Raw genomic sequence first — 22,806 nt, 5'->3', positions numbered from 1 at the left:
ACCGGTCGGCCCGGCGGTTCTTGATGGTTTTCTGCAGAGGGAATGACGAAATCGGCACAGTTGTAAAAAATGCTGGCGGTTGGCATGGGGTGGTAGATAGGCTGTAGGCCATACCGCACAAGGGGTGTGGAGATGCATGGGTAGGGCCGGCACAGCCAGCAGAGAACCGAAGATGACCGACAATCCCTTGGCAACCCTGTACCAGTCTCTCGACCAGCACCGCCCCGCGAGCCTTGAGGCCCTGTTGGCCAGCGTTTCCCTGCTGCTGCCGATTCTCGACGCCATCCCCAACGCCGCCATCTTCATCAAAGACCCGGCCGCGCGCTACGTGCTGGCCAACCACACCCTGGTCCAGCGCTGTGGCCTCAAGCGCTTGCAGCCGTTGCTGGGCAAGACCAGTGCCGAAGTGTTCCCGGCGCAGCTGGGCCCCGGTTACACCGAGCAGGACCGCCGCGTACTCAAGGAAGGTCTGGTGCTGGAAGACCAGCTGGAGCTGCATCTGTACGGCAGCCGCGAGCCCGGCTGGTGCCTGACCCACAAGCGCCCGCTGTACAACCAGGCGGGCGAGATCATCGGCCTGGTGGGCATTTCGGTCGACCTGCAATCAGCCGCCGACACTCACCCGGCCTACCAGCGCCTGGCCGCAGTGGACGAGCACATCCGCCAGCACTTTCACCAGCCGATCAGCATGGGCGAGCTGACCCGCATCGCCGGCATTTCCGTGGCTCAGCTGGAGCGCTACTGCAAGCGGGTATTTCACCTCACACCTCGACAGATGATCCACAAGGCGCGCCTGGAGCACGCCCACCGCCTGCTGCATTCGGACCTGCCGATCACCGACGTGGCGATGCGCTGCGGCTACACCGACCACAGCGCCTTCAGCCGTCAGTTCAAGCAACTGACCGGCTTTACCCCTCGCCAGTATCGCCAGGCAACCAGCGATCAGGTGGCTTGAAACAGCGCCCGCGCCTCGGCAAAACACTGCTCGGCAATGGCTGAGCGCGGCTCGCTGCGGCGCAGCAACAGGCCGACCGGGCTGTGGATGGCTGCGTCGGCCACCGGCAGAATGCGCAGGTGCTCGCTGAGGTCTTCGAGGCCGCAGTCCAACGGCATGATCGCGCAGCACATGCCGGTGTTGATGGCCTGGATCAGCTGGAAGGTCGAGTCGCTTTCCAGTACCGCATGCGGTTCCAGGCCACGGCTGCGGAAGCTCAGGTCCAGCGACTGTCGGTAGTGCATACCCTTGCTCAACAGGCCCAGCGGTATGTCGCTGAGCGCGTCCCAGCGCAGGGTGTCGCTGTCAAACTGGAAGTGCCGGGTGTCGTGCAGCAGGCCCATGGTGGTGGTGCCCAGCTCCAGTACTTCGAAGAAGCTGGTGTTGACCTGGTCCAGGTAGCAGATACCCAGGTCGAGCTGGTTGCGGCTCAGTCCGTCGATGACTTGCTCCGAGCTCAGCGAGCTGAGCTGGAAGTGCAGTTCGGGGTATTTTTCGCGCAGCGGCAGCAGCAGGTGGATGGGGTTGAAGCTGGCCAGCGGCACTGTGCCCAGCCGCAGGCTGCCGACCACCTGGCCCCGGCAACTGGCGGCCTCGGCCTGCAGGCCGTCGTGGGCGGCGAGCAGGGTGCGGGCCCAGGCCAGAATACGCTCGCCGGCCTCGGTGAAACCTTCGAAGCGCTGGCCGCGCTTGACCAGCACTAGGTCCAGCTCGTCCTCCAGGTTGCGCAGGCGCATGGACAGCGTCGGCTGAGTGATATGGCACAGCGCCGCCGCCTGGCCGAAGTGGCGCGTCTGGTCGAGGGCGATAAGGAACTTGAGCTGCTTGATGTCCATGAAAGTGCCTGGCGTATGGTTGTGCAGACCATAACCCACGTCTGCGATAGATGTCATTGATCGGCCGGTAAGCCATAACGATTGGACGCCCCCGAGCCACGCCTCTAGCGTGGTGACAATGCCATTCAAGGAGCTTTTACCGTGCGCGTCCAACCCGATGCGGTCTTCGTACCGCTCAACATCGCCGTGCTGACCGTCAGCGACACCCGTACCTACGACAACGATACCTCCGGCGAGCTGCTGGCCAGCCGTTCGGTGGAGGTCGGCCACCGGCTGGTGGCGCGGGAGTTGCTCAAGGACGACCTGTACAAGATCCGCGCCCAGGTCGCCACCTGGATTGCCGACGAGCAGGTGCAGGTGGTGCTGATAACCGGCGGTACCGGATTTACCGGGCGTGACAGCACACCGGAGGCGGTCGAGTGCCTGCTGGACAAGCGCATCGATGGCTTTGGCGAGCTGTTCCGGGCGCTGTCGATTCTGGATATCGGCAGTTCTACCGTGCAGAGCCGAGCGCTGGCCGGGTTGTCCAACCGCACGTTGGTGTGCTGCTTGCCGGGTTCCACCGGCGCCTGCCGTACGGCGTGGGAAGGAATTCTGGCGGAGCAGCTGGATGCCCGGCACCGGCCGTGCAATTTCGTTAAACACCTGTTGCCGATCGAGGCTTGTGCCAGCCGGGGGTGATTAGAAGCTCGCAGGCCGGCGCGGTCAATGTGGGAGCGGCCTTGCGTCGCGAAAGGGCCGCAAAGCGGCCCCGGCAATCTTTGCATCATGGTTGAGATCCTGGGGCTGCTACCGCAGCCCTTTCGCGACGCAAGGCCGCTCCCACATCCACCGTGCATGCTGCCTCAGCTCAACACATACCCCACCGGCAACAACGCTGGCGGCAACTGCGTCTCCCCCAGCCCCGCGAGCACATCCCGCTCCACCGTCCGCACCATGGCATCGGTCGGCAGGTCGTTCTCATCCCGCCCGAACGGGTCCTCCAGTTCGTTGCCAATCGCATCCAGCCCGAAGAACGTGTACCCCACGATGGTGGTGAACAGCGGTGCCAGCCAGCCCAGCGGCTCGGCCAGGGCAAACGGCAGCAGCAGGCAGAAGATGTAGATGGTGCGGTGCAGCAACAGCGTGTAGGGGAAGGGCAAAGGTGTGAACTTGATCCGCTCACAGGTGGCCTGCACCTCGGTCAGGCCTACCAGCCGCTGTTCCAGCAGGCTGTAGCGCCAATCGCTGATGTGCTGTTGTTCCGCCAGCCGCGAGCAATGCTGGCCAATGTCGCGCAGGATGCCGTCGCACACGTTATGCGGGCTGATCGCCTCCGGCCGGGCCAGCCAGGGCCGGGCGGCTGCCAGGTCGTCCTCGTTACGCAGGCGGGCATTCAGCGCATGGGCATAGCCACACAGGCTGCGCAGCAGCTCTGCGCGCAGCGCCTCGTCAGCAATCACCACGCTTTCGCGCACGAACGAGCGGGTTTCGATAATCAGCTTGCCCCAGGCCTTACGGCCCTCCCACCAGCGGTCGTAGCAGGCGTTGTTGCGAAAGCTCATGAAGATCGACAGCGACAGGCCCAGCAAGGTAAACGGCGTGGCACTGACCGGGTAGAAAAACGCGGGGAAATGGCGCTCGACCAGCACGATCAGCGCGGCCAGCAGGGTCACCATCAGGCAGCGCAGGGCGATGCGCTTGACGATCGACCCCTTGAGGGTGAACAGCACACGCAGTACATCGGGGTTTGGGTGGACAATCATGGAAATCCAGAGACGGCCGTTCAGCCGCCGGTCATGTTCATGAAGCGCAGGATCTGCACATCGCCACCCACTTCGAAGTGGTGGCGGTAGGGCTTGAGGTGCAGGGAGTCGCGGATGGCCTTTTCCAGGCGCTCGCGGCTGCCTGGGTGAGCACGCAGCACGTGCTTCAGGTCTACCGAGTGTTCGTTGCCCAGGCACAGCAACAGGCGGCCTTCGACCGTCAGGCGCACGCGGTTGCAGGTGGCGCAAAAGTTGTGGCTGTGCGGCGAGATGAAACCGACCCGGGTGTTGGCGGCTTCGGCCAGGCGCCAGTAGCGGGCAGGGCCCTGTGATGATTCGGTGGACTCCACCAGGGTGAACTGTTCTGCCAGGCGCTCGCGTACTTCGTCGCTGGAGCAGAACGACTCGCCACGTTCGTGTTCACTGATTACCCCCAGCGGCATTTCTTCGATGAAGGTGATGTCCAGCTCGCGATCGATGGCAAAGCGCACCAGGTCGACCAGTTCGTGGTCGTTGCGGCCTTTGAGTACCACACAGTTGAGCTTGATGCGCTTGAAGCCGGCCTGGCGTGCGGCGTCGATCCCGGCGATGACCTGGTGCAGGTCGCCGGTACGGGTCAGCTGCTTGAAGCGCTCGGCATCCAGGCTGTCGAGGCTGATGTTCAGGCGCGACAGCCCGGCGTCGAACAGAGGCTGCGCCAGGCGCCCGAGTTGCGAGCCGTTGCTGGTCATGCACAGCTCGCGCAGGCCGGGCAGGGCGGCAATCCGCCCGCACAGCTCGACGATACCCTGGCGTACCAGCGGCTCGCCGCCGGTCAGGCGGATCTTGCGGGTGCCCAGGGCGACGAAGCGCTCGGCCACCTGGAACAGTTCTTCGAGGCTGAGGATCTGCTGGCGCGGCAAAAACTGCATGTCTTCGGCCATGCAGTACACGCAACGGAAGTCACAGCGGTCGGTGACCGACATCCGCAGGTAGTCGATTTTCCGGTTGAAGCCGTCGATCAGGGCCCGGCTGTTCTGTTCCACTTTCGCGCTCGAATGGGGTGGGTTCACTCCAAGCTATAACCTGGCCGCAGGGCCGTCAAATTGCTTTGCCCGACTGGTTGATCGATGGTTTCTATCACGGCTGCAGGCCCAATGCCTCAAAGCTTCCAGCCCATGATCGAAACCGCTTATCACGCCGTAAGATCTTTCGATTGGACGCCCCACCCCCACGCTCAATAGGCTGGAAAAAAGCATCGAAGCGTGAGGATTCATCGCATGAGCCAGGACGAACATATCAGGGACTACAAGGGCGCAGCCGCCGGCTGGGGAGCGCTCAAGAGCGTGACCAAAAGCTGGCTGGGCAGCGAAAACGCCTTCAAGAACCTGCGGGCCATGCTCAAGACCAACCAGAACGGCGGCTTCGACTGCCCCGGCTGTGCCTGGGGTGAGTCGCCGGAAAGCGACATGGTCAAGTTCTGCGAAAACGGCGCCAAGGCGGTCAACTGGGAAGCCACCGGCCGCTCGGTTGACCCGGCGTTCTTCGCCAAATACAGCGTCAGCGCGCTGAAGGACCAGACTGACTACTGGCTCGAATACCAGGGCCGCCTCACGCACCCGATGCGCTACGACGCTGCCACCGACCACTATGTCGAAACCACCTGGCAAGAGGCCTTCGAGCTGGTCGCCAGACACCTGCGTGCACTGCAGTCGCCCGATGAGGCCGAGTTCTACACGTCGGGCCGGGCCAGTAACGAGGCGGCGTTCCTGTATCAGCTGTTCGTGCGCGCCTATGGCACCAACAACTTCCCCGACTGCTCGAACATGTGCCACGAAGCCAGCGGGGCAGGCATGTCGGAAACCCTTGGGGTGGGCAAAGGCACTGTCGTGTTTCACGACCTGGAGCTGGCTGACGCGATCTTCGTCATCGGTCAGAACCCAGGCACCAACCACCCGCGCATGCTCGAGCCGCTGCGTGAGGCGGTCAAGCGCGGGGCTCAGGTGGTGTGCTTCAACCCGCTGAAAGAGCGTGGCCTGGAGCGCTTCCAGCACCCGCAGCACCCGTTCGAAATGCTCAGCAACGGCTCCGAGCCGACGTCCAGCGCCTACTTCCGCCCGGCCTTGGGCGGCGACATGGCGGCCATGCGCGGCATTGCCAAATTCCTGTTGCAGTGGGAGCGCGAAGCCCAGGCCAACGGTGAGCCGGCGGTGTTCGACCATGCCTTCATCGCCGAACACACCAGCGGCGTCGATGACTATTTGGCGGCAGTGGACGCCACCTCGTGGGAGCACATTGTCAAGCAGTCGGGCTTGACCCTGGCCGAGATCGAACTGGCCGCACGCATGTACCGCAAGGCAGAGCGGGTGATCATGTGCTGGGCCATGGGCGTCACCCAGCACCGCCATTCGGTGCCTACCGTGCAGGAAATCGTCAACCTGCAACTGCTGCGCGGCAACGTCGGCAAACCCGGCGCTGGCTTGTCGCCGGTACGTGGCCACAGCAACGTGCAGGGCGACCGCACCATGGGCATCGACGAAAAGCCCAGGCCGGCGCTGCTCGATGCCATCGAAAAACGCTTCCAGTTCCGTGTGCCGCGTGCCCATGGGCACAACGCGGTGCTGGCGATCAAGGCCATGGAAGAGGGGCGGGCCAAGGTGTTCGTCGCCCTGGGCGGCAACTTTGCCCAAGCCACCCCGGACACCCCGCGCACCCACGCGGCGCTGCAGAACTGCGCGTTGACCGTGCAGATTTCCACCAAACTCAACCGCTCGCACCTGGTCACCGGCCGCGATGCGTTGATCCTGCCCTGCCTGGGCCGGACCGAAATCGACCTGCAGGCCGAAGGGCCGCAAGGCGTGACCGTGGAAGACACCTTCAGCATGGTGCACATCTCCAACGGCCAGTTGCGCCCGCGCTCACCGCACATGCGCTCGGAGCCGTGGATCATCGCGGGTATGGCCAAGGCCACGCTGGGCAATCAGCCGATCGACTGGGAATATGCGGTGGCCGACTACAACCGCATTCGTGACATGATTGCCGACGTGATCCCTGGTTTCACCGGCTTCAACGAACGCCTGCACAGCCCGGGCGGCTTCCACCTGGGCAACAATGCCGCCGATCGCAACTTCCGCACGGCCACGGGCAAGGCCCGGTTCATGCCCCACGCGCTGCCGGAGGAGTTGATCAACGCCAAAGTGCTGGCGCGGGGTGACAAGCCCGACCTTATCCTGCAGACCCTGCGCTCGCACGACCAGTACAACACCACGCTGTATGGCCTGGACGACCGCTACCGCGGCGTGTTCGGCCTGCGTGAAGTGGTGTTCGTGAACGAGGCCGATATTCGCCGCCTGGGCTTCGAGCCGGGTGAGCATGTGGACCTGGTGTCGCTGTGGGAGGATGGCGTAGAGCGGCGGGTGTCGGGGTTCCGCCTGGTGGCGTATGACGTGCCTGAAGGGCAGGCGGCGGCGTATTACCCGGAGACCAATCCGCTGGTGCCTCTGGAGAGTTATGGCGTTGGGACCTATACGCCGACGTCGAAGTTTGTGGCGATCAAGGTCGAGAAAGCCAAGGCGGGGAACCGGATTGCGGCGGTGCTTGCTTCGGATTGATGGGTTGCCTGTACCGGCCTCTTCGCGGGTTCACCCGCGAAGAATCCAACGCCGATTCAGGAACGGTGCACGGGGTAGGCTGTGGTGTACTTCATCTGCTCCATGGCAAAACTGGACGTAATGTTCGATAGCCCATCGGTACGGGTAATCAGCTTTTTGTAGAACCGGTCATACGCCGCAATATCCCCCACCACTACCCGCAGCATGTAATCCCAGTCGCCGGACATGCGGTAGAACTCCATCACTTCCTCGAACCCGGTCACGGTCGCGGCAAACTGCTCAAGCCAGGCGCTGTCGTGGCGCTGGGTCTTGAGCTGGACGAACACCGTCAGCCCCAGGCCAAGCCGTTCGGGGTCGAGCAGGGCGACGCGGCCAAGAATGTAGCCTTCTTCTTCCAGGCGCTTGACCCGCTTCCAGCAGGGCGTGGTGGACAGGTTGACGGCCTCGGCCAGGTCCTTGAGCGATATCGAGGCATCGCGCTGTAGCAGGGTAAGAATGTGCTGGTCGAAACTGTCCATATCGCGCGCGGGCCGTGAAGAAAATTTTTCACAGATTACCCCAAGGCCAGAACATTTGGGTTGTGCGATAGTTGCAGCCTTAACTCTGCCAATGGGCCTGACCATGTCCGACAAGCCGCGCAATTTCGCCACCCGCACCATTCACGCTGGCGAGCAGTTCAGCGTCGCTGAAAACGCCATTTTCCCGGCCATCGTCACCGCCAGCTCGTTCACCAAACGCAGCCTGGACGACAAACCGGAATACTCCTACAGCCGCGTTGGCAACCCCACCCGGCATGCCTACGAAACCTGTGTCGCCGCGCTGGAAGAGGGCGTGGGCGCGGTTGCCTGTGCTTCGGGCGTGAACGCCACGGCGACGGTGCTGGAGCTGCTGCCCAAGGATGCCCATGTCGTGGTGATGAACGGCGTGTACGGCGGCACTTTCCGTATTCTGGAAGACTACCGCAGCCGCACCTCGGGCCTGACCACCACCTATGTCGACCTCAACGACCTGGAGGCCGTGGCCGCCGCCATCAAGCCCCAAACCCAGCTGATCTGGATCGAATCGCCGACCAACCCGCTGCTGCACCTGGTCGACATCAAGGCCGTGTGCGACCTGGCCAAGGCCCGGGGCATCCTCACCTGCATCGACAATACCTTCTGCTCGCCGTGGAACCAGCGCCCGATTACCTTGGGCGTGGACCTGGTGATGCACTCGGCCAGCAAGTACATCGGTGGCCACTCCGACCTCACCGGTGGTGTGGTGGTGGCGGCCAACGATGCACTGCTGGCGCGCCTTCGCCGCATCAGCATGGCAATTGGCGCGGTGCAGGGGCCGTTCGACTGCTACCTGGCCCTGCGTGGCCTGAAAACCCTGGATGTGCGCATGGAGCGCCAGTGTGCCAATGCCCTGCAGGTGGCGCGCTTCCTCGAAAACCACCCGCAGATCGAGCAGGTGTATTACCCGGGGCTGGAAAGCCACCCGCAACACGACTTGTGCAAACGCCAGATGCGCAGTGGCGGGGCGGTGGTGGCGATGAAAGTGAAGGGTGACCGGACCGCGCTCAACCGCCTGGTGGAAGCGTTGCAGATCTTTGTGCTGGCCGACTCGCTGGGTGGGGTGGAGAGCATGATCAACCACTCGTGGACCATGTCGCACTGCTCGCTGAGCCCGGAGCAGAAAGGGGTGATGGGGATCAGCGAGAACCTGCTGCGGTTGTCGATGGGGATCGAGGATTATCGTGATCTGATCGAGGATCTGGATGGCGCGCTCAAGGCTCTGGTTGCCGTGTAAGGGCTACTGGCCCTATCGCCGGCAAGCCAGCTCCCACAGGTGCAGCACAGGTTCGAAATCTGTGGAGACCCTGTGGGAGCTGGCTTGCCGGCGATAGGGCCGGTAAATTCAAAGAAGATATTCAGTCAGGATTTCGGCGGATGAATAATCCGTTCGATCTTGTCCTTGATCAGCAACCGTTCCTTGCGCAGGCGGTTGACGGTGTCGTCGTTGGTGCCGTTGCCTTCGGCGGCAACCACCTCCTTGTCCTTGGCGTTGTATTCCTTGTGCAGTGAGTGCAGCGTCTGGTCCTTGTCAATGAGCGCCTGGAATGCATCAGCGGTAACGTGCAGGTCAGCGAGCAGATCATGCGGAACTGGCATTTCTTCACCTCTGTCAGGGTTGTCGGTAAGGTCCTGACCTCTGAGGATAGCCGCCTTTGCGCAGGCCGGTGATGTCGGTCAGCCTGAATGGCAGCTGAATGAAGCGTCGTTAATCACCGAAAGACGCGTCCTCACGAAATTGTTACCAACTTTTTCACAAAAAATTGATGACGCGCTTTCTAGAGTTCGCCCAACTTTCCCACGGTGCCACCCGGCCTGGGGGTTGATAATCACTCTTGATTGCGAACGCTAATGCTCAACTTCAAATCCCTGCGGACTGAATGGGTCACGCTGCTGGCCAGCCTTTACCTGCTGATTGGCTTGAACATGTTCCTTTGGGGGCACCTGCAAGAGGTGGTGCCTGCCGGCCTGTCCGGGCTGTGGTTGAGCCTGGCGTTTGCCGTGCTGATGTTGTTCGCTTTCAATCTCATCCTCACGTTGTTTGCCTTCCGATATGTATTGAAGCCGGTACTTATCGTGTTGTTCATGAGTGGCGCGGGTGTGGCTTACTTCATGAATCAATACGGCGTACTTATTGATGCGGGTATGTTCCGCAATATTGCAGAAACCAACGTAGCCGAAGTGCGCGACCTGCTTTCGCTGAAGTTTGCCTTGTACATCCTGGGCTTGGGCGTGGTGCCTTCGGTGCTGCTGTGGAAGGCGCCCATTGCCTACCGTCCCTGGCACCGCGAGCTGCTGGGCAAGCTGGTGGTCAGTGGCGCCTGCGTGGTAGCCCTGGGCTCGGTGGCGCTGGTCAACTACCAAGGCTTGTCGTCGCTGTTTCGCAACCACCACGAATTGCGCCTGATGCTGACCCCCAGCAATATCGTCGGTGCCTCCATTGGCTATGTCAGCGAACGCGTCGGTACGGCATCGCGTCCTTTCCAGCACTATGGCGAAGATGCCAAGCGTGATGCCGCCTGGCAGAAGCATGAACGCAAGTCGTTGACCGTGCTGGTGGTGGGTGAAAGTGCGCGGGCCGACCACTTTGGCGTGTTGGGCTATGACCGCGATACCACTCCGAACCTGGCCAAGGAGCAGGGCCTGGTGGCGTTTTCCGATGTGCATTCGTGCGGTACGGAAACGGCTGTCTCGGTGCCGTGCATGTTCTCGGGTATGACCCGCAAGGAATACGATGCCCGCGTGGCCAAGAACCGCGAAGGGCTGCTGGATATCCTCCAGCGGGCCGGCCTGGCCGTGCAGTGGCGCGACAACCAGTCGGGCTGCAAAGGTACCTGCGACCGGGTGCAGTTCATCGATGTCAGCAACCTCAACGACCCGCAGCTGTGTGCCAATGGCGAATGCCATGACCAGATCCTGCTGCAAGGGCTGGACGCGCTGATCGACAACCTCGACAAGGACACCGTGCTGGTGCTGCACCAGATGGGCAGCCACGGCCCGGAATATTTCAAGCGCTACCCAAGTGACAGTGAGCGCTTCACGCCGGTGTGCCAGAGCAACGCGCTGAACCAGTGCAGCGAGCAAGACATCATCAACGGTTACGACAACACCCTGGCCTACACCGACAAAGTGCTGGCGTCGCTGATCGACACCCTGCGCAGCAAACAGGACAAGGTCGACACCGCGATGATCTACCTGTCCGACCATGGCGAGTCGCTGGGTGAGTACAACCTGTTCCTGCACGGCACGCCTTACGCCATCGCCCCGGAGCAGCAGAAGCACGTGCCATTGCTGACCTGGTTCTCCGACAGCTACAAGGAGGACTTCGGCATCGATACCGACTGCCTGGCCAAGCTCAGCGATGCGCCGCTGTCGCAGGACAACCTGTTCCACTCCATGCTCGGCCTGTTGCAGGTGCGCACCGAGGTGTATCAGCAGTCGCTGGACATGTTTGCCAGCTGCCGTCCGTGGTTGGCGGCCAAACGCTGACCCACACAACACCACCACTTATCGATATCAAGGATGGCCCGGGTTTCACCAGCAGTGCCCGCGCCGTATATACTGCGCGCCAATGTTAGTGGGAGAGCCTTGTGGCCATCGAAATTCACTGGATCCGTGACGACCAGAGCCTGGCCGAACACTGCCGCGACTGGCACCAGCTGCCTTTTGTCGCTGTCGACACCGAATTCATGCGGGTTGACACCTTCTACCCGAAAGCCGGGCTGATCCAGATCGGCGACGGCCAGCGGGCCTACCTGATCGACCCGTTGCTGATCGGTAACTGGCAACCCTTGGCCGACTTGCTCGAAGACAGCGGTGTGGTCAAGGTGCTGCACGCCTGCAGCGAAGACCTCGAAGTGCTGTTGCGCCTGACCGGCAAGCTGCCGCAGCCGCTGTTCGACACCCAGTTGGCAGCCGGCTACCTGAACCTGGGCTTCTCCATGGGCTATTCGCGCCTGGTGCAGGAGGTGCTGGGTATCGAGCTGCCCAAGGGCGAAACCCGCTCCGACTGGCTGCAGCGCCCGCTCTCCGACACGCAGGTCAGCTATGCCGCCGAAGATGCCGTGCACCTGGCCGAGCTGTTCACCGCCTTGCGCCCGCGCCTGAGCGACGACAAGTACGCCTGGGTGCTGGAAGACGGCGCCGAGCTGGTGGCTGCGTTGCGCCGTGAGGTCGAGCCCGAAACCCTGTACCGCGACGTCAAGCTCGCCTGGAAGCTGGCCCCCCAGCAACTGGCGGTGTTGCGAGAGCTGTGCGCCTGGCGCGAGCGTGAAGCCCGTAGCCGCGATGTGCCGCGCAACCGCATCCTCAAGGAGCACTCGCTGTGGCCCATGGCCAAGAGCCAGCCGAACAACCTGTCGGCGCTGGCCAGGATCGACGAGATGCACCCGCGCACCATTCGTCAGGACGGTGAGTTCCTGATCAAGCTGATCCAGCGCGCCGCCAGCCTGCCTGCCGAGCAGTGGCCAGCGCCTTTGCCCGAGCCGCTGCCGATCGAGGCCGCCGGCATCCTCAAGCAGCTGAGAGCCATCGGCCAGGCCGAAGGCGAACGCCTGGGGATCGCCCCCGAGCTGATGCTGCGCAAAAAAGCCCTGGAAGCGCTGCTCAAGAGCGGCTACCCCAATGGCCCTTATCAACTGCCCGATTCGCTGCGCGGCTGGCGTCGTGAGCGTATGGGCCAGGCCCTGCTGGACAGCCTTGCAGGTGCCGGAGAGACCCGATGAAACGCATTTGCTCGATCTACAAGAGCCCCCGCAAGAACGAAATGTACCTGTATGTGCTCAAGGCCGAGGGCCTGGAGCGCGTGCCGGAAGGCCTGCTGCCGTTCTTCGGCACCCCTGTGCATGCCTTCGACCTGGTGCTCACCCCGGAGCGCAAGCTGGCCCGCGAGGACATCGCCAAGGTGCTGGAAAACCTCGACAACCAGGGCTACCACCTGCAGATGCCGCCAGCGGAAGACGAGTACATCGAGCACCTGCCTGAAGAGCTGCTGCGCCGAAACGACCCGGTCTGACCATGCGCGTACTGATTGCTGAGCATGATCATGCTCGTTACGCCGCGCTTTTGCGCGAAGCTGCGCCTGAAGTGGAAGTACTGACCAGCGGTGATTCCGCCGAACTGGCCCGCCAGGCACCACAGTGCAAGGTGTGGCTGGGCCAGCCGGACCTGCTGGCGAGCTTGCTGCGCCAAGGCCACAAGCCGGACTGGATGCAGTCGACCTGGGCGGGTATCACGCCGTTGCTGGCCGATGGCTTGCCGCGTGACTATCGCCTGACCCGCGCGGTAGGCATCTTCGGCCAGGTGATGGCCGAGTACATGCTTACCTACATGCTCGGCCACGAACGCGAGGTGCTGTCGCGCCTGGTCAGCCAGGTGGAGCGGCGCTGGGACGATCGCCCAGGACGTACGCTGGAAGGGCGCAAGGTGCTGATCGTGGGCACCGGCGACATTGGCCAGCGCGTGGCCGAGTTCCTGCAGCCGTTTGGTGTGGTGCTGTACGGGGTCGCCAGCAGTGCCCGGGAGCAGGCACCGTTCGTCGAGGTGGCGGCGCTGGCCGACTTGCCGCGCATGGTTGGCCAGGTCGACTACGTGCTCAACCTGCTGCCGGACACCCCGGCGACCCATGACCTGTATGACGCGGCGCTGTTCAAGTGCTTCCAGCCGAGCACGCTGTTCATCAATGCCGGGCGCGGCGCGGCGGTGGTGGATGCGGACCTGGTCGAGGCGCTGAAGGAAGGGCATCTGGCCGGTGCGGTGATCGATGTGTGCCGCCAGGAACCGCTGCCTAAACAGCACCCGTTCTGGACCGCCTGGGGCTTGCTGCTGACCGGACACAGCTCGGCACCCACCTCGCCGGCGGCGATGGTGCGGCTGTTTGTCGAGAATATGCAGGCGTATGAAGCGGGGCAGGGTTTGCGGGGTGAAGTGGACTTTGCCAAGGGCTACTGATTTGTAGTGCCTGCACTGGCCCAATCGCCGGCAAGCCAGCTCCCACAGGTACTGCACAGAATCTGAAAACTGTGGGGTACTTGTGGGAGCTGGCTTGCCGGCGATTGGGCCGGTACAGGCTACACAAGGCTTACAGGCTGAAATCACCCTCGGCAGCCAGCTCGCTCAGCGGCTTGCGCGGGCTCGGTACTTCACGTGCCTGCAACGCCTCATCCAGGCTGGCCTTGTCACCCAGTTTGCCGATCGCCACCATGGCATGCAGCACATAACCTTCAGGAACCTTCAGCTCCTGACGCGCCAGGTCCTGGTCGAAGCCGGCCATGCCATGGGTGTGCCAGCCGCTGATGCTGGCCTGCAGGGCCAGGTGCCCCCAGGCGGAACCGGTGTCGAAGGTATGCCACAGCGCCGGCTTTTCCTCCGTGGCGCCCGGGGCGGCGAAGGTGGTCTTGGAAATGATCAGCACCAGTGCCGAGGCTTGTTGTGCCCAGCTGCGGTTGAACGGCACCAGCAGGTTCAGGTAACGCTCCCAGTTTGGCGTATCGCGGCGGGCATACAGGAAGCGCCAAGGCTGCGAGTTGTACGCCGACGGAGCCCAACGGGCGGCTTCCAGGAAGCTCAACAGCGTTTCTTCGCTGATCGGCTCGGCGGTGAAAGCACGCGGCGACCAGCGGTTGATGAACTGCTCGTTGATGGCGTAATCGGCAATGCGAGGGTTGGCGCTCATGACAGCTCCTGCAAAAGGACGGGAAACCCGCACGCTACTGCGTCCCGTCGCGACTGACAAGCGGTCTGGCTTTGCGCAAGGTCAGGCTCTAGACTGGCGCCGCCGCGCGCCGTGGCCCAATGATGAATGCAGGAAACCGTGTGATGATCGCTGAAAACGCGCCGTTCTGGCGGCGCAAGACCCTCGAACAACTCAGCCCGCCAGAGTGGGAGTCGCTGTGCGACGGCTGCGGCCTGTGCTGCCTGCAAAAGCTTGAGGACGAGGACGACAACAGCGTCTATTACACGCGCATCGCCTGCAAGCTGCTGGACCTGCACACCTGCCAGTGCAGCGACTACCCCAACCGCTTCGACCACGTGCCGGACTGCATCCAGCTCACTCCGGGCAAGGCCGACCAGTTCAAGTGGCTGCCGAGTACCTGCGGTTACCGCCTGGTCAGCGAGGGCAAGGACTTGCCCGCCTGGCATCACCTGGTCTGCGGCGACCGCCAGCAAGTCCATGAACAGCGTATTTCCCAGTCGGGGCGTATGCTCAGTGAACACGATGTGCACGAAGACGACTGGGAAGACCACCTGATCTTCCGCGCCAGCTGACCGGCGCGGCCCGCTGCCACGGGGAAACAAGGAGTTTCTGTATGCGTTGCCAGCTGTTGCTGTTGTTGGGCCTGATGGCCAGTTCGCCGGCCTGGGCGAAAAAGGTCGACCTCGACTACCAGGTGCGTTTGTTGCCTGCCAGTGGCCAGGCTGAAGTCCGCCTCACATTGGCCGAAGGCAGCGCCGTGCGCAGCCTGGACTTCGACCTGGGCAAGGCCGGGGCCTACAGCGGCTTCCAGGCCGATGGCCAATGGCAACTGCAGGGGCAGCGCGGTGTGTGGCAGCCGGCGGCCGGCAAGACCAGCCTCAGCTACCGCGTGCAGTTGGACCAGAAGCTCGCCAGCGGTGCCTATTCCTCGCGTGTTACTCCGCACTGGGCGTTGTTCCTTGGTGACCAGCTGGTGCCGCCCGCGCGCCTCGACCAGCAGGATGGCACCGAGCTGGTGGCACGCCTGGCGTTCGACCTGCCCGAGGGCTGGAAGAGTATCGAGACCTCCTGGCCGCGCATCGGCAAGGACAAGTTCCGCATCGACAACGTTTCGCGCCTGTTCGACCGCCCCACTGGCTGGATGCTGGCTGGCGATCTTGGCAGCCGCCGTGCTCGCCTGGGTGATACCGAGGTCACCGTGGCTGCGCCGGTGGGGCAGGGTATGCGGCGTATGGACAGCCTGACCCTGCTGACCTTCGTATGGCCGCAGTTGCAGGCGGTGTTCCCGCGCAATCCGCCGAAGCTGCTGCTGGTCGGTGCCCGTGACGGCATGTGGCGTGGGGCAATGGCAGCACAGGGTTCGCTGTACCTGCACAGCGCCCGGCCGATGGTAAGCGAGAATGGCAGCAGCCCGTTGCTGCGCGAAGTGGTGCAGCTGTTTGCACAGATCCATGGGCGTGACGGCAGTGACTGGTTGGTAGAGAGCCTGACCGACTATTACGCCAGCGAGTTGCTGCGCCGCTCGGGCGGGGTGAGCGATGACCGTTACCAGGCCTGGCAGGCACGCCTGAGCAAACAGGGCGCCAAGGTCACCCGGCTCAAGGGTGAACGCGCCAGCCCTGCCCAGGTGGCGCGCGGGGTGATGCTGTTGCAGGCACTGGACAAGGAAATCCGTATCCATACCCAGGCCAAGCGCTCGCTGGACGATGTGGTACGCGGGCTGATGCGCCTGCCCAGCGTGAGCACCGAAGACTTCGTGCAAATCAGCGAGAACGTGCTGGGGCGCAAGTCCGAGGTGTTGCAAAGCAAGGCGTTGCGCTAGGCCGCGATAGCTCTATCTTGCCTGTTTAAACGTGTTCGATGTCATCTATGGTCAAGTCCGTGGCGGATTCAGGCAACTTGACCAACCCCTCGCTGGCGTACCGTGACCGGGCGCGAAGCTCATCCACGCTGGGTTTCGACCCAGGAGCTTCACGTCCCCCCCACAAAGAAAACAAAAGCAGGGATCAGGATGACAATGACAAGCGCGAGTGGCGCCGGCAATCAGCTGGCGCAAGGCTTCAAGCAACGCCATGTGACCATGCTCTCCATCGCCGGGGTGATCGGTGCCGGGTTGTTCATCGGCTCCGGGCACGCCATCGCGGCAGCCGGCCCCTCGGCCATCGTCGCCTATGCACTGGCCGGTGCGCTGGTGGTGCTGGTGATGCGCATGCTCGGGGAAATGGCCGTTGCCAGCCCCGATACCGGTTCGTTCTCCACCTATGCCGACCGCGCCATTGGCCGCTGGGCCGGCTTTACCATCGGTTGGCTGTACTGGTGGTTCTGGGTGCTGGTAATTCCTATTGAAGCCATTGCCGCTGGCGTGGTCCTCAACAACTGGTTCCCGCACATCGATGCCTGGTTCTTCGCCCTGAGCATGACCGTGCTGCTGACCGCCACCAACCTGTTCAGCGTGGCCAAGTACGGCGAGTTCGAGTTCTGGTTCGCCATGCTCAAGGTCATTGCCATCGTTGCCTTCATTGCCCTCGGTGCTGCGGCCCTGGCCGGCGTGTTGCCGGGCCGTGAAGTCAGTGGCCTGCCACTGTTGCTGGAGCAGCAGGGCGGCTTCATGCCCAATGGCTGGACGGCAATCATCGGCGCCTTGCTGACCACCATGTTCAGCTACCTGGGTACCGAAGCGGTGACCATTGCCGCCTCCGAATCGAAAGACCCGGCGCGCAACATCGCCAAGGCCACGCGCTCGGTCATCTGGCGTATCAGTGTGTTCTACCTGCTGTCGATTTTCGTGATCATCTCGGTGGTGGCATGGAACGACCCGCTGCTGCCGGTGCAAGGCTCGTATCAGCGGGCCCTGGAAATCATGAACATCCCGTATGCCAAGCAACTGGTGGACATCGTCGTGCTGGTGGCGGTGGCCAGCTGCCTGAACTCGTCGATCTACATTTCCTCGCGCATGCTCTACTCGTTGAGCAAGCGCGGTGATGCACCTGGCTTCATCCAGCGCACCTCGAAAGTGGGCGTGCCGCGCGCGGCGGTCATCGGCAGCACGTTGATCGGCATGCTGGCGACCATCGTCAACTACTTCGCCCCGGCCGAGGTGTTTGCCTTCCTGCTGGCCAGCTCCGGGTCGATTGCCCTGCTGGTGTACCTGGCGATTGCCTTCTCGCAACTGCGCATGCGGGCCATCCTGCAGAAGCAGAACGTCGAGATCGCCTTCCGTATGTGGTTGTACCCGTGGCTGACCTATGCGGTGATCGGCTTCATCATCTTTGCCTTGGGTACCATGTTCGTCATGCCCAAGCACCGTATGGAAGTGTCGCTGACCTTGGCATTGGCACTGGTGATCCTGGTGTTGGGCGTGATTACCAGCAAGCGGCATGCGCGGCGGGAGGCGCTGGCAACTGCTTGATCAGATTTGTGTGAATGAAAAAGGAAGCCACCTGCCTGCAGGTGGCTTTTTGATTTGTGCTGCTGGCCCTATCGCCGGCAAGCCAGCTCCCACAGGTACTGCACAGGCCCAGAGTGCTGTGGGGTCCCTGTGGGAGCTGGCTTGCCGGCGATAGGGCCCGAGCAGGCGGTGAAATATAGGGAGCTTGTCTTGTTTGGTGAATTTCCTGTCTGGTTTGGCAATGCAGCCTCAAGGGTGTTTAATTCCACCCCTGTAACCCGCTAGAACCCTTTAAAACAGGGGCCTAAACAGATTTCACCGTTCATCGAAAATGCTGTAGACACATTGTCTAACAGTGCCCTATAGTCGTTATACAAATAGTAGACATAGCTCTATGACAACAAAGAAGGCCGCCATGAAAGCCACCGTCCAACCACTCGCCGCAGAAGTGCCGCAGGACCGCAAAGCCGTCCTGGCCGAAGCGCTGCGCCGCCGGATCCTCAGCATGGAACTGGCCCCGGGCGCAGTGGTGGACGAACTGGCCCTGTGCGACGAATTTGGCCTGTCGCGCCCCCCGGTCCGTGAACTGCTGCGCCAGATCGCCGCCGAAGGCTACATCGAGCTGGAAGCCAACCGCGCACCACGCGTTGCCGCCATGAACCACGAGTCGCTGCACAGCTTCTACGTTGCCGCACCGCTCATCTACGTGGCCACCACCCAGTTGGCCGCCACCTACGCCAGCGCTGAAGAAATCGAAGTGCTCAAAGGCATCCAGGCCCAGTTCCGTCAGGCCATTGAAGAGCGCGACGTGGAAAACCGCGTGCTCTACAACGACGCCTTCCACCTGGAAATAGGCAAGATGGCGCACAACGATTACCTGTTGCCTAGCCTGCGCCGCCTGCTGATCGACCACACCCGCCTGGGCAAGATCTTCTACCGCCACCCGACCACCGACGACATGCAGCGCGACCTCGAAATCGCCTGCGAACAGCACGATCAGATGATCCAGGCCATCGAGCGCCGCGACCCGCAAACCGCCGGTCAGCTGGTGCGCGAGCACTTCGAGCTGTCGCGCCGGCGCATGGCCGAGTACGCCGCACCGCAAGGGCTGGATGTGCCGATTCAGATATGAGTTACACAGGTCAGCCCGCTGGCGCTGACCACCCGTCGACAACAAGAACCAGGTTAGTGACATGACAAGAATAAGTTCGTTACCTGCCGATGATGCCACCTGTGGTTGGTATCACCTGAGCAAGCCCCGCACGCCAAGGCCGGCCCACACAGGCCACAGCCAGGCACGCTGGGTGGTGGTCGGCGCCGGCTTTACCGGCCTGGCTGCCGCGCGGCAGTTGGCAACGAACTTTCCGCATGACGAGATCGTGCTGGTCGAAGCCCAGGAGGTCGGCTTTGGTACCTCCGGGCGCAATGCCGGCTTTGCCATCGACCTGCCGCACGACATCGGTGCCGAGGACTACATCGGCGACATCGACATCGCCAAGACCGTCCTCAAGCTCAACCTGGGTGGCCAGCAGTACCTCAAGGACCTGATCGAGCGCTACGACATCGAGTGCCAGTTTCGCCATTGCGGCAAATACCAGGCTGCCATCGAAGACCGCGGCATCGCCGTGCTGGATGCCTACCGCCGGGGCCTGGACAAGCTTGGCCAGCCGTACGAAGTGATCGAAGGCCGCGACCTGCCCGATCACATCGGCACCCATTTCTACCGCAAGGGCCTGTTCACCCCAGGCACGGCCTTGCTGCAACCCTCGGCGTTGGTCAAAGGCCTGGCCGACAGCTTGCCAAGTAACGTTTCGCTGTACGAGCGCACACCCATTACCGACGTCGAGTACGGCGACAAGGTGGTGTTGCGCCACGCCAACGGCTCGATCACGGCCGACAAGCTGGTGCTCACCACCAACGCCTTCGGCATGAGCTTTGGTTTCCTCAAGGGCCGTATGCTGCCCGTGTTCACCTACGGCAGCATCACCCGCCCGCTGACTGAAGAAGAGCAGGCGCGCCTGGGCGGCAAACCCTACTGGGGCGTCATCCCTGCCGACCCGTTCGGCACTACCATGCGCCGCACAGTCGACAACCGCCTGCTGATCCGCAACAGCTTCAGCTACAACCCCGACGGCCGCAGTAACCGCAAATACCTGGAGCGCTTTGTCGAGCGCCACCGCGATTCGTTCGCCCGGCGCTTCCCGATGTTGCCTGGTGTGAACTTCGAATATACCTGGGGCGGTGCACTGGCACTGTCACGCAATCACATGGGCTTCTTCGGCAAGTTGGCACCCAATGTGGTGGGTGCACTGTGTTGTAACGGCCTGGGTGTAACCCGTGGCACCGTCACCGGCAAGTTGCTGGCCGACTGGCTGGCCGGCGACAAGAACGAACTGATCGAATTCTTGCTCAATGCCCCCGGGCCTTGTGCAAACCCGCCGCAGCCCCTGGTTTCCCTGGGCTTGAACGCCAACCTGATGTGGGGGCAGTTCCGCGCTGGCAAAGAGAGCTGATCGTTACCTGAGTTAGGCCATAGAACATTTTTCGTCGGCGTAAGTTGGCCGGCACGGGCGCGGCTTGCCCGAATTTGATGATCGAGATGCGTTGTCCGGTCACCCGGGGCTGAGTGTGGTTTTCAGTTTCGCGGACGCGCTCGCCTTGAAAATGTGCATGTAGCAGACGTGGTAGGAACAACAATGACAAGTCCGAATGTTTCGATTGAAGATGTACCGATCAACAACTTTCACCAGTTGCTGACCTTGCGTTCCGGTGGTGGTTCGTTCGTCGATGGCTATGTACTGAGCATCATCGGTGTGGCCATGGTGCAGATGTCCGCAGGCCTGGGCCTCACCAGCTTCTGGCAGGGCATGATTGCCGCCTCGGCGTTGATCGGCATTTTCTTCGGCGGCTTCTTCGGCGGTTGGCTGACTGACCGCTTTGGCCGCAAGCGCGTGTTCTTCGTTGGCCCGACCCTGTTCATCCTGGCCTCGGTCGCGCAGTTCTGGGTCGAATCGGCGCTGGCGTTGTTCCTGCTGCGGTTCGCCATCGGTATCGCCGTGGGCATCGAATACCCGGTTGCCACCTCGCTGTTGGTGGAGTTCTTGCCCAAGAAAAACCGCGGCCCGCGCCTGGCCACCTTGACGGTGTTGTGGTTCGCCGGTGCCGCCACCGCCTATCTGGCCGGTGAGGCCATCCTGCGCCACGGTGGCGACGATGCCTGGCGCCTGGTGCTGGCCAGTGCGGCGGTCATCGGTGCATTGCTGTTCGCCATTCGCCTGGGTACCCCGGAGTCGCCACGCTGGCTGATCAGCAAAGGCCGCTCGGCCGAGGCCGAGCAGGTGATCAAGCGCGTCTATGGCAACGGCTTCTCGCTGAAGAACCTGCCGGAAGAGCCCAAGACCCGCAAGCTGTCGTTCCTCAGCCTGCTGCACTCGGGCTACGGCAAGCGCATGTTGTTCGTCACTATGTTCTGGACCTGCTCGGTGATCCCGGTGTTTGCCGTGTATGCGTTCGCCCCGAAAGTGCTGGGCGCGCTGAACCTGAAAGGTGACTGGGCCTCGATCGGCTCCATCGCCATCACCTTCCTGTTCGTGGTCGGCTGCATCGTCGGCACCCGCCTGCTCAACACCCTCGGCCGACGCACCACACTGCTGCACAGCTTCTTCTGGTCGGGGCTGGCGCTGTTGGGCCTGGGCGCCTTCAGCAATGGCAACGAGATGCTCATCCTGGTGCTGTTCGGGGCCTACGCTTTGTTTATCGGTGGCGCCCAGGTGCTGCAGCTGGTGTACCCCAACGAACTGTTCCCTACCGAAATCCGCGCTGGCGCTGTAGGCGTCGGCACCTCCATGTCGCGGGTCGGTGCCGCCGTCGGCACCTGGCTGGTGCCCATCGCCCTCGACAGCTATGGCATCGGCGCCACCATGTATGCCGCCGCCGCCGTGACCTTTGTCGGCCTGGCCTTCTCGGTTGCCCTGGCCCCGGAAACCCGTTCGCTGAACCTGCAACAAGCGGCTTCGCTTGGCTGAACCCTTACAACCTGCCGCCGCGTCGTTGCGCGGTGGTCTTTACAACACTGAGCAACGCATTGGAGAACCTACCGTGAAATTCGAAGGCATCTACACCCCGGCAATCACTCCGCTGGCTGCGGACGGCTCGATCGACAAGGCAGCGTTTGCCGAGGTCCTCGAATACCTGGTCGAGTCGAAAATCCACGGCGTCATCATTGGTGGCTCCACCGGCGAGTACTACGCCCACACCACCCAGGAGCGCATCGAGCTGGCCGCCCAGGCCAAGGACGTGCTCAACGGCCGCCTGCCGCTGATCGTCGGCACCGGTGGCATCCGCACCGAAGACGCCGTGGCTTTCGCCCAGCACGCCAAGGAAATCAAGGCCGACGCACTGCTGGTGGGCACCCCGCCATACGCGCTGCCAACCCAGCAGGAAATCGCCCTGCACGTCAAAGCGGTCGACGCCGCTGCCGGCCTGCCGATCATGCTCTACAACTACCCAGGCCGCATGAGCGTCAGCATGGGCGAAGAATTCTTCGATGCTGTTGCCGATGTGAAAAACATCGTCGCCATCAAGGAAAGCTCCGGCGACATGGCCCAGCTGCACCGCCTGGCCATCCATCGCCCGAACATCCAGCTGTCGTGCGGCTGGGACGACCAGGCCCTGGAATTCTTCGCCTGGGGCGCCAAGAGCTGGGTCTGCGCCGGCTCCAACTTCATCCCGCGCGAGCACGTGGCCCTGTACGAGGCCTGCGTGATCGAGAAGAACTTCGACAAGGGCCGCAAGATCATGGCCGCCATGATGCCACTGATGGACTTCCTCGAAGGTGGCAAGTTCGTCCAGGCCATCAAGAACGGCGTGGCCCTGAACGGCCTGAAGACCGGCGGCGTGCGCAAGCCGCTGTACGACCTGGATGACGCCGAGAAAGCAGAACTCAAGCGCGTGGTCACCGAACTCAAGGCCACCATCGCCCAGATCAAATAAGGAGGCTGGAAAA

At 62.7% G+C, this 22,806-nt stretch carries 21 protein-coding genes; 15 read left to right on the top strand and 6 right to left on the bottom strand.

Annotation, left to right across the window (positions count from 1 at the left end):
- Positions 1 to 172: 172 nt before the first annotated feature.
- Positions 173 to 955 carry an AraC family transcriptional regulator gene (locus A0O30_RS02355; protein WP_105945452.1) on the top strand — a complete coding sequence of 261 codons (783 nt, stop codon included), beginning with the start codon at positions 173 to 175 and terminating at the stop codon, positions 953 to 955.
- Here A0O30_RS02355 and A0O30_RS02350 read toward each other — a convergent pair.
- Positions 943 to 1,830 (bottom strand): LysR family transcriptional regulator, encoded by an 888-nt coding sequence (locus A0O30_RS02350; protein WP_105945451.1) that lies wholly within the window; start codon positions 1,828 to 1,830, stop codon positions 943 to 945. The two genes, A0O30_RS02355 and A0O30_RS02350, sit on opposite strands and share 13 nt — an antisense overlap.
- A gap of 141 nt (positions 1,831 to 1,971) precedes the next feature.
- On the opposite strand from A0O30_RS02350, the gene moaB reads away from it, so the two are divergent.
- Positions 1,972 to 2,511, top strand: coding sequence for a molybdenum cofactor biosynthesis protein B (moaB, locus tag A0O30_RS02345; protein ID WP_105945450.1), 540 nt, complete (start codon positions 1,972 to 1,974; stop codon positions 2,509 to 2,511).
- Positions 2,512 to 2,675: 164 nt separating this feature from the next.
- Here the strand turns inward: moaB and A0O30_RS02340 are convergent, their stop codons facing one another.
- Both A0O30_RS02340 and moaA read right to left on the bottom strand, forming a co-directional pair.
- The gene (locus A0O30_RS02340; RefSeq protein ID WP_105945449.1) at positions 2,676 to 3,575 is read right to left on the bottom strand and encodes a bestrophin family protein; all 900 of its coding nucleotides are present in this window, start codon (positions 3,573 to 3,575) and stop codon (positions 2,676 to 2,678) included.
- A 20-nt stretch (positions 3,576 to 3,595) separates the two neighbouring features.
- Positions 3,596 to 4,600, bottom strand: coding sequence for a GTP 3',8-cyclase MoaA (gene moaA / locus A0O30_RS02335; RefSeq protein WP_105945448.1), 1,005 nt, complete (start codon positions 4,598 to 4,600; stop codon positions 3,596 to 3,598).
- Positions 4,601 to 4,834: 234 nt separating this feature from the next.
- Here moaA and A0O30_RS02330 point away from each other — a divergent pair, with 234 nt between their 5' ends.
- Entirely contained in the window at positions 4,835 to 7,165 is a 2,331-nt protein-coding gene (locus A0O30_RS02330) for an FdhF/YdeP family oxidoreductase (protein ID WP_105945447.1), read from the top strand.
- A gap of 56 nt (positions 7,166 to 7,221) precedes the next feature.
- Here the strand turns inward: A0O30_RS02330 and A0O30_RS02325 are convergent, their stop codons facing one another.
- Entirely contained in the window at positions 7,222 to 7,683 is a 462-nt protein-coding gene (locus A0O30_RS02325; protein ID WP_016498365.1) for an Lrp/AsnC family transcriptional regulator, read from the bottom strand.
- A 91-nt stretch (positions 7,684 to 7,774) separates the two neighbouring features.
- On the opposite strand from A0O30_RS02325, the gene A0O30_RS02320 reads away from it, so the two are divergent.
- On the top strand, positions 7,775 to 8,956 hold the full coding sequence (locus A0O30_RS02320; RefSeq protein WP_105945446.1) for a PLP-dependent aspartate aminotransferase family protein: 1,182 nt from the start codon (positions 7,775 to 7,777) through the stop codon (positions 8,954 to 8,956).
- A 125-nt stretch (positions 8,957 to 9,081) separates the two neighbouring features.
- Here the strand turns inward: A0O30_RS02320 and A0O30_RS02315 are convergent, their stop codons facing one another.
- Complete coding sequence (locus tag A0O30_RS02315; RefSeq protein ID WP_016711950.1) at positions 9,082 to 9,318, bottom strand: YdcH family protein; 237 nt, start codon at positions 9,316 to 9,318, stop codon at positions 9,082 to 9,084.
- 252 nt (positions 9,319 to 9,570) lie between these two features.
- Here A0O30_RS02315 and A0O30_RS02310 point away from each other — a divergent pair, with 252 nt between their 5' ends.
- The 4 genes from A0O30_RS02310 (at position 9,571) to A0O30_RS02295 (ending at position 13,668) form a co-directional block, all read left to right on the top strand.
- Entirely contained in the window at positions 9,571 to 11,208 is a 1,638-nt protein-coding gene (locus A0O30_RS02310; RefSeq protein WP_105945445.1) for a phosphoethanolamine transferase, read from the top strand.
- A gap of 101 nt (positions 11,209 to 11,309) precedes the next feature.
- On the top strand, positions 11,310 to 12,443 hold the full coding sequence (gene rnd / locus A0O30_RS02305; RefSeq protein WP_060498659.1) for a ribonuclease D: 1,134 nt from the start codon (positions 11,310 to 11,312) through the stop codon (positions 12,441 to 12,443).
- The gene (locus A0O30_RS02300) at positions 12,440 to 12,733 is read left to right on the top strand and encodes a YcgL domain-containing protein (protein ID WP_016711947.1); all 294 of its coding nucleotides are present in this window, start codon (positions 12,440 to 12,442) and stop codon (positions 12,731 to 12,733) included. Before rnd ends, A0O30_RS02300 begins: the two co-directional genes overlap by 4 nt.
- Positions 12,734 to 12,735: 2 nt before the next feature.
- On the top strand, positions 12,736 to 13,668 hold the full coding sequence (locus tag A0O30_RS02295) for a D-2-hydroxyacid dehydrogenase (protein WP_105945444.1): 933 nt from the start codon (positions 12,736 to 12,738) through the stop codon (positions 13,666 to 13,668).
- A gap of 130 nt (positions 13,669 to 13,798) precedes the next feature.
- Here A0O30_RS02295 and A0O30_RS02290 read toward each other — a convergent pair whose 3' ends face one another.
- Positions 13,799 to 14,392 (bottom strand): nitroreductase family protein, encoded by a 594-nt coding sequence (locus tag A0O30_RS02290; protein WP_016711945.1) that lies wholly within the window; start codon positions 14,390 to 14,392, stop codon positions 13,799 to 13,801.
- A gap of 143 nt (positions 14,393 to 14,535) precedes the next feature.
- Between A0O30_RS02290 and A0O30_RS02285 the strand changes: the two genes are divergently transcribed.
- The 7 genes from A0O30_RS02285 to A0O30_RS02250 all read left to right on the top strand — a co-directional run bounded on the left by A0O30_RS02285 (position 14,536) and on the right by A0O30_RS02250 (position 22,793).
- Positions 14,536 to 14,985: a YcgN family cysteine cluster protein gene (locus tag A0O30_RS02285; protein WP_105945443.1), complete on the top strand. Its 450-nt coding sequence runs from the start codon at positions 14,536 to 14,538 to the stop codon at positions 14,983 to 14,985.
- Between the two features lie 41 nt (positions 14,986 to 15,026).
- Complete coding sequence (locus tag A0O30_RS02280; protein WP_105945442.1) at positions 15,027 to 16,235, top strand: hypothetical protein; 1,209 nt, start codon at positions 15,027 to 15,029, stop codon at positions 16,233 to 16,235.
- Positions 16,236 to 16,424: 189 nt separating this feature from the next.
- Positions 16,425 to 17,822 carry a GABA permease gene (gabP, locus tag A0O30_RS02275; RefSeq protein ID WP_105945441.1) on the top strand — a complete coding sequence of 466 codons (1,398 nt, stop codon included), beginning with the start codon at positions 16,425 to 16,427 and terminating at the stop codon, positions 17,820 to 17,822.
- A 394-nt stretch (positions 17,823 to 18,216) separates the two neighbouring features.
- Entirely contained in the window at positions 18,217 to 18,933 is a 717-nt protein-coding gene (locus tag A0O30_RS02265; protein WP_105945439.1) for a GntR family transcriptional regulator, read from the top strand.
- A gap of 61 nt (positions 18,934 to 18,994) precedes the next feature.
- Entirely contained in the window at positions 18,995 to 20,314 is a 1,320-nt protein-coding gene (locus A0O30_RS02260; RefSeq protein WP_105945438.1) for an FAD-binding oxidoreductase, read from the top strand.
- 183 nt (positions 20,315 to 20,497) lie between these two features.
- A complete protein-coding gene (locus A0O30_RS02255) occupies positions 20,498 to 21,826 on the top strand; it encodes an MFS transporter (protein WP_105945437.1) in 1,329 nt (442 codons plus the stop codon).
- A gap of 73 nt (positions 21,827 to 21,899) precedes the next feature.
- On the top strand, positions 21,900 to 22,793 hold the full coding sequence (locus A0O30_RS02250; RefSeq protein WP_105945436.1) for a dihydrodipicolinate synthase family protein: 894 nt from the start codon (positions 21,900 to 21,902) through the stop codon (positions 22,791 to 22,793).
- The last annotated feature ends 13 nt before the right edge of the window (positions 22,794 to 22,806 follow it).

Origin of the sequence: Pseudomonas sp. LLC-1 (genome assembly GCF_002992185.1) — a bacterium.
Lineage (GTDB): Bacteria > Pseudomonadota > Gammaproteobacteria > Pseudomonadales > Pseudomonadaceae > Aquipseudomonas > Aquipseudomonas monteilii.
The sequence above is the reverse complement of the archived record's forward strand: the minus strand, read 5'-3'. Positions and strand labels throughout refer to the sequence as shown.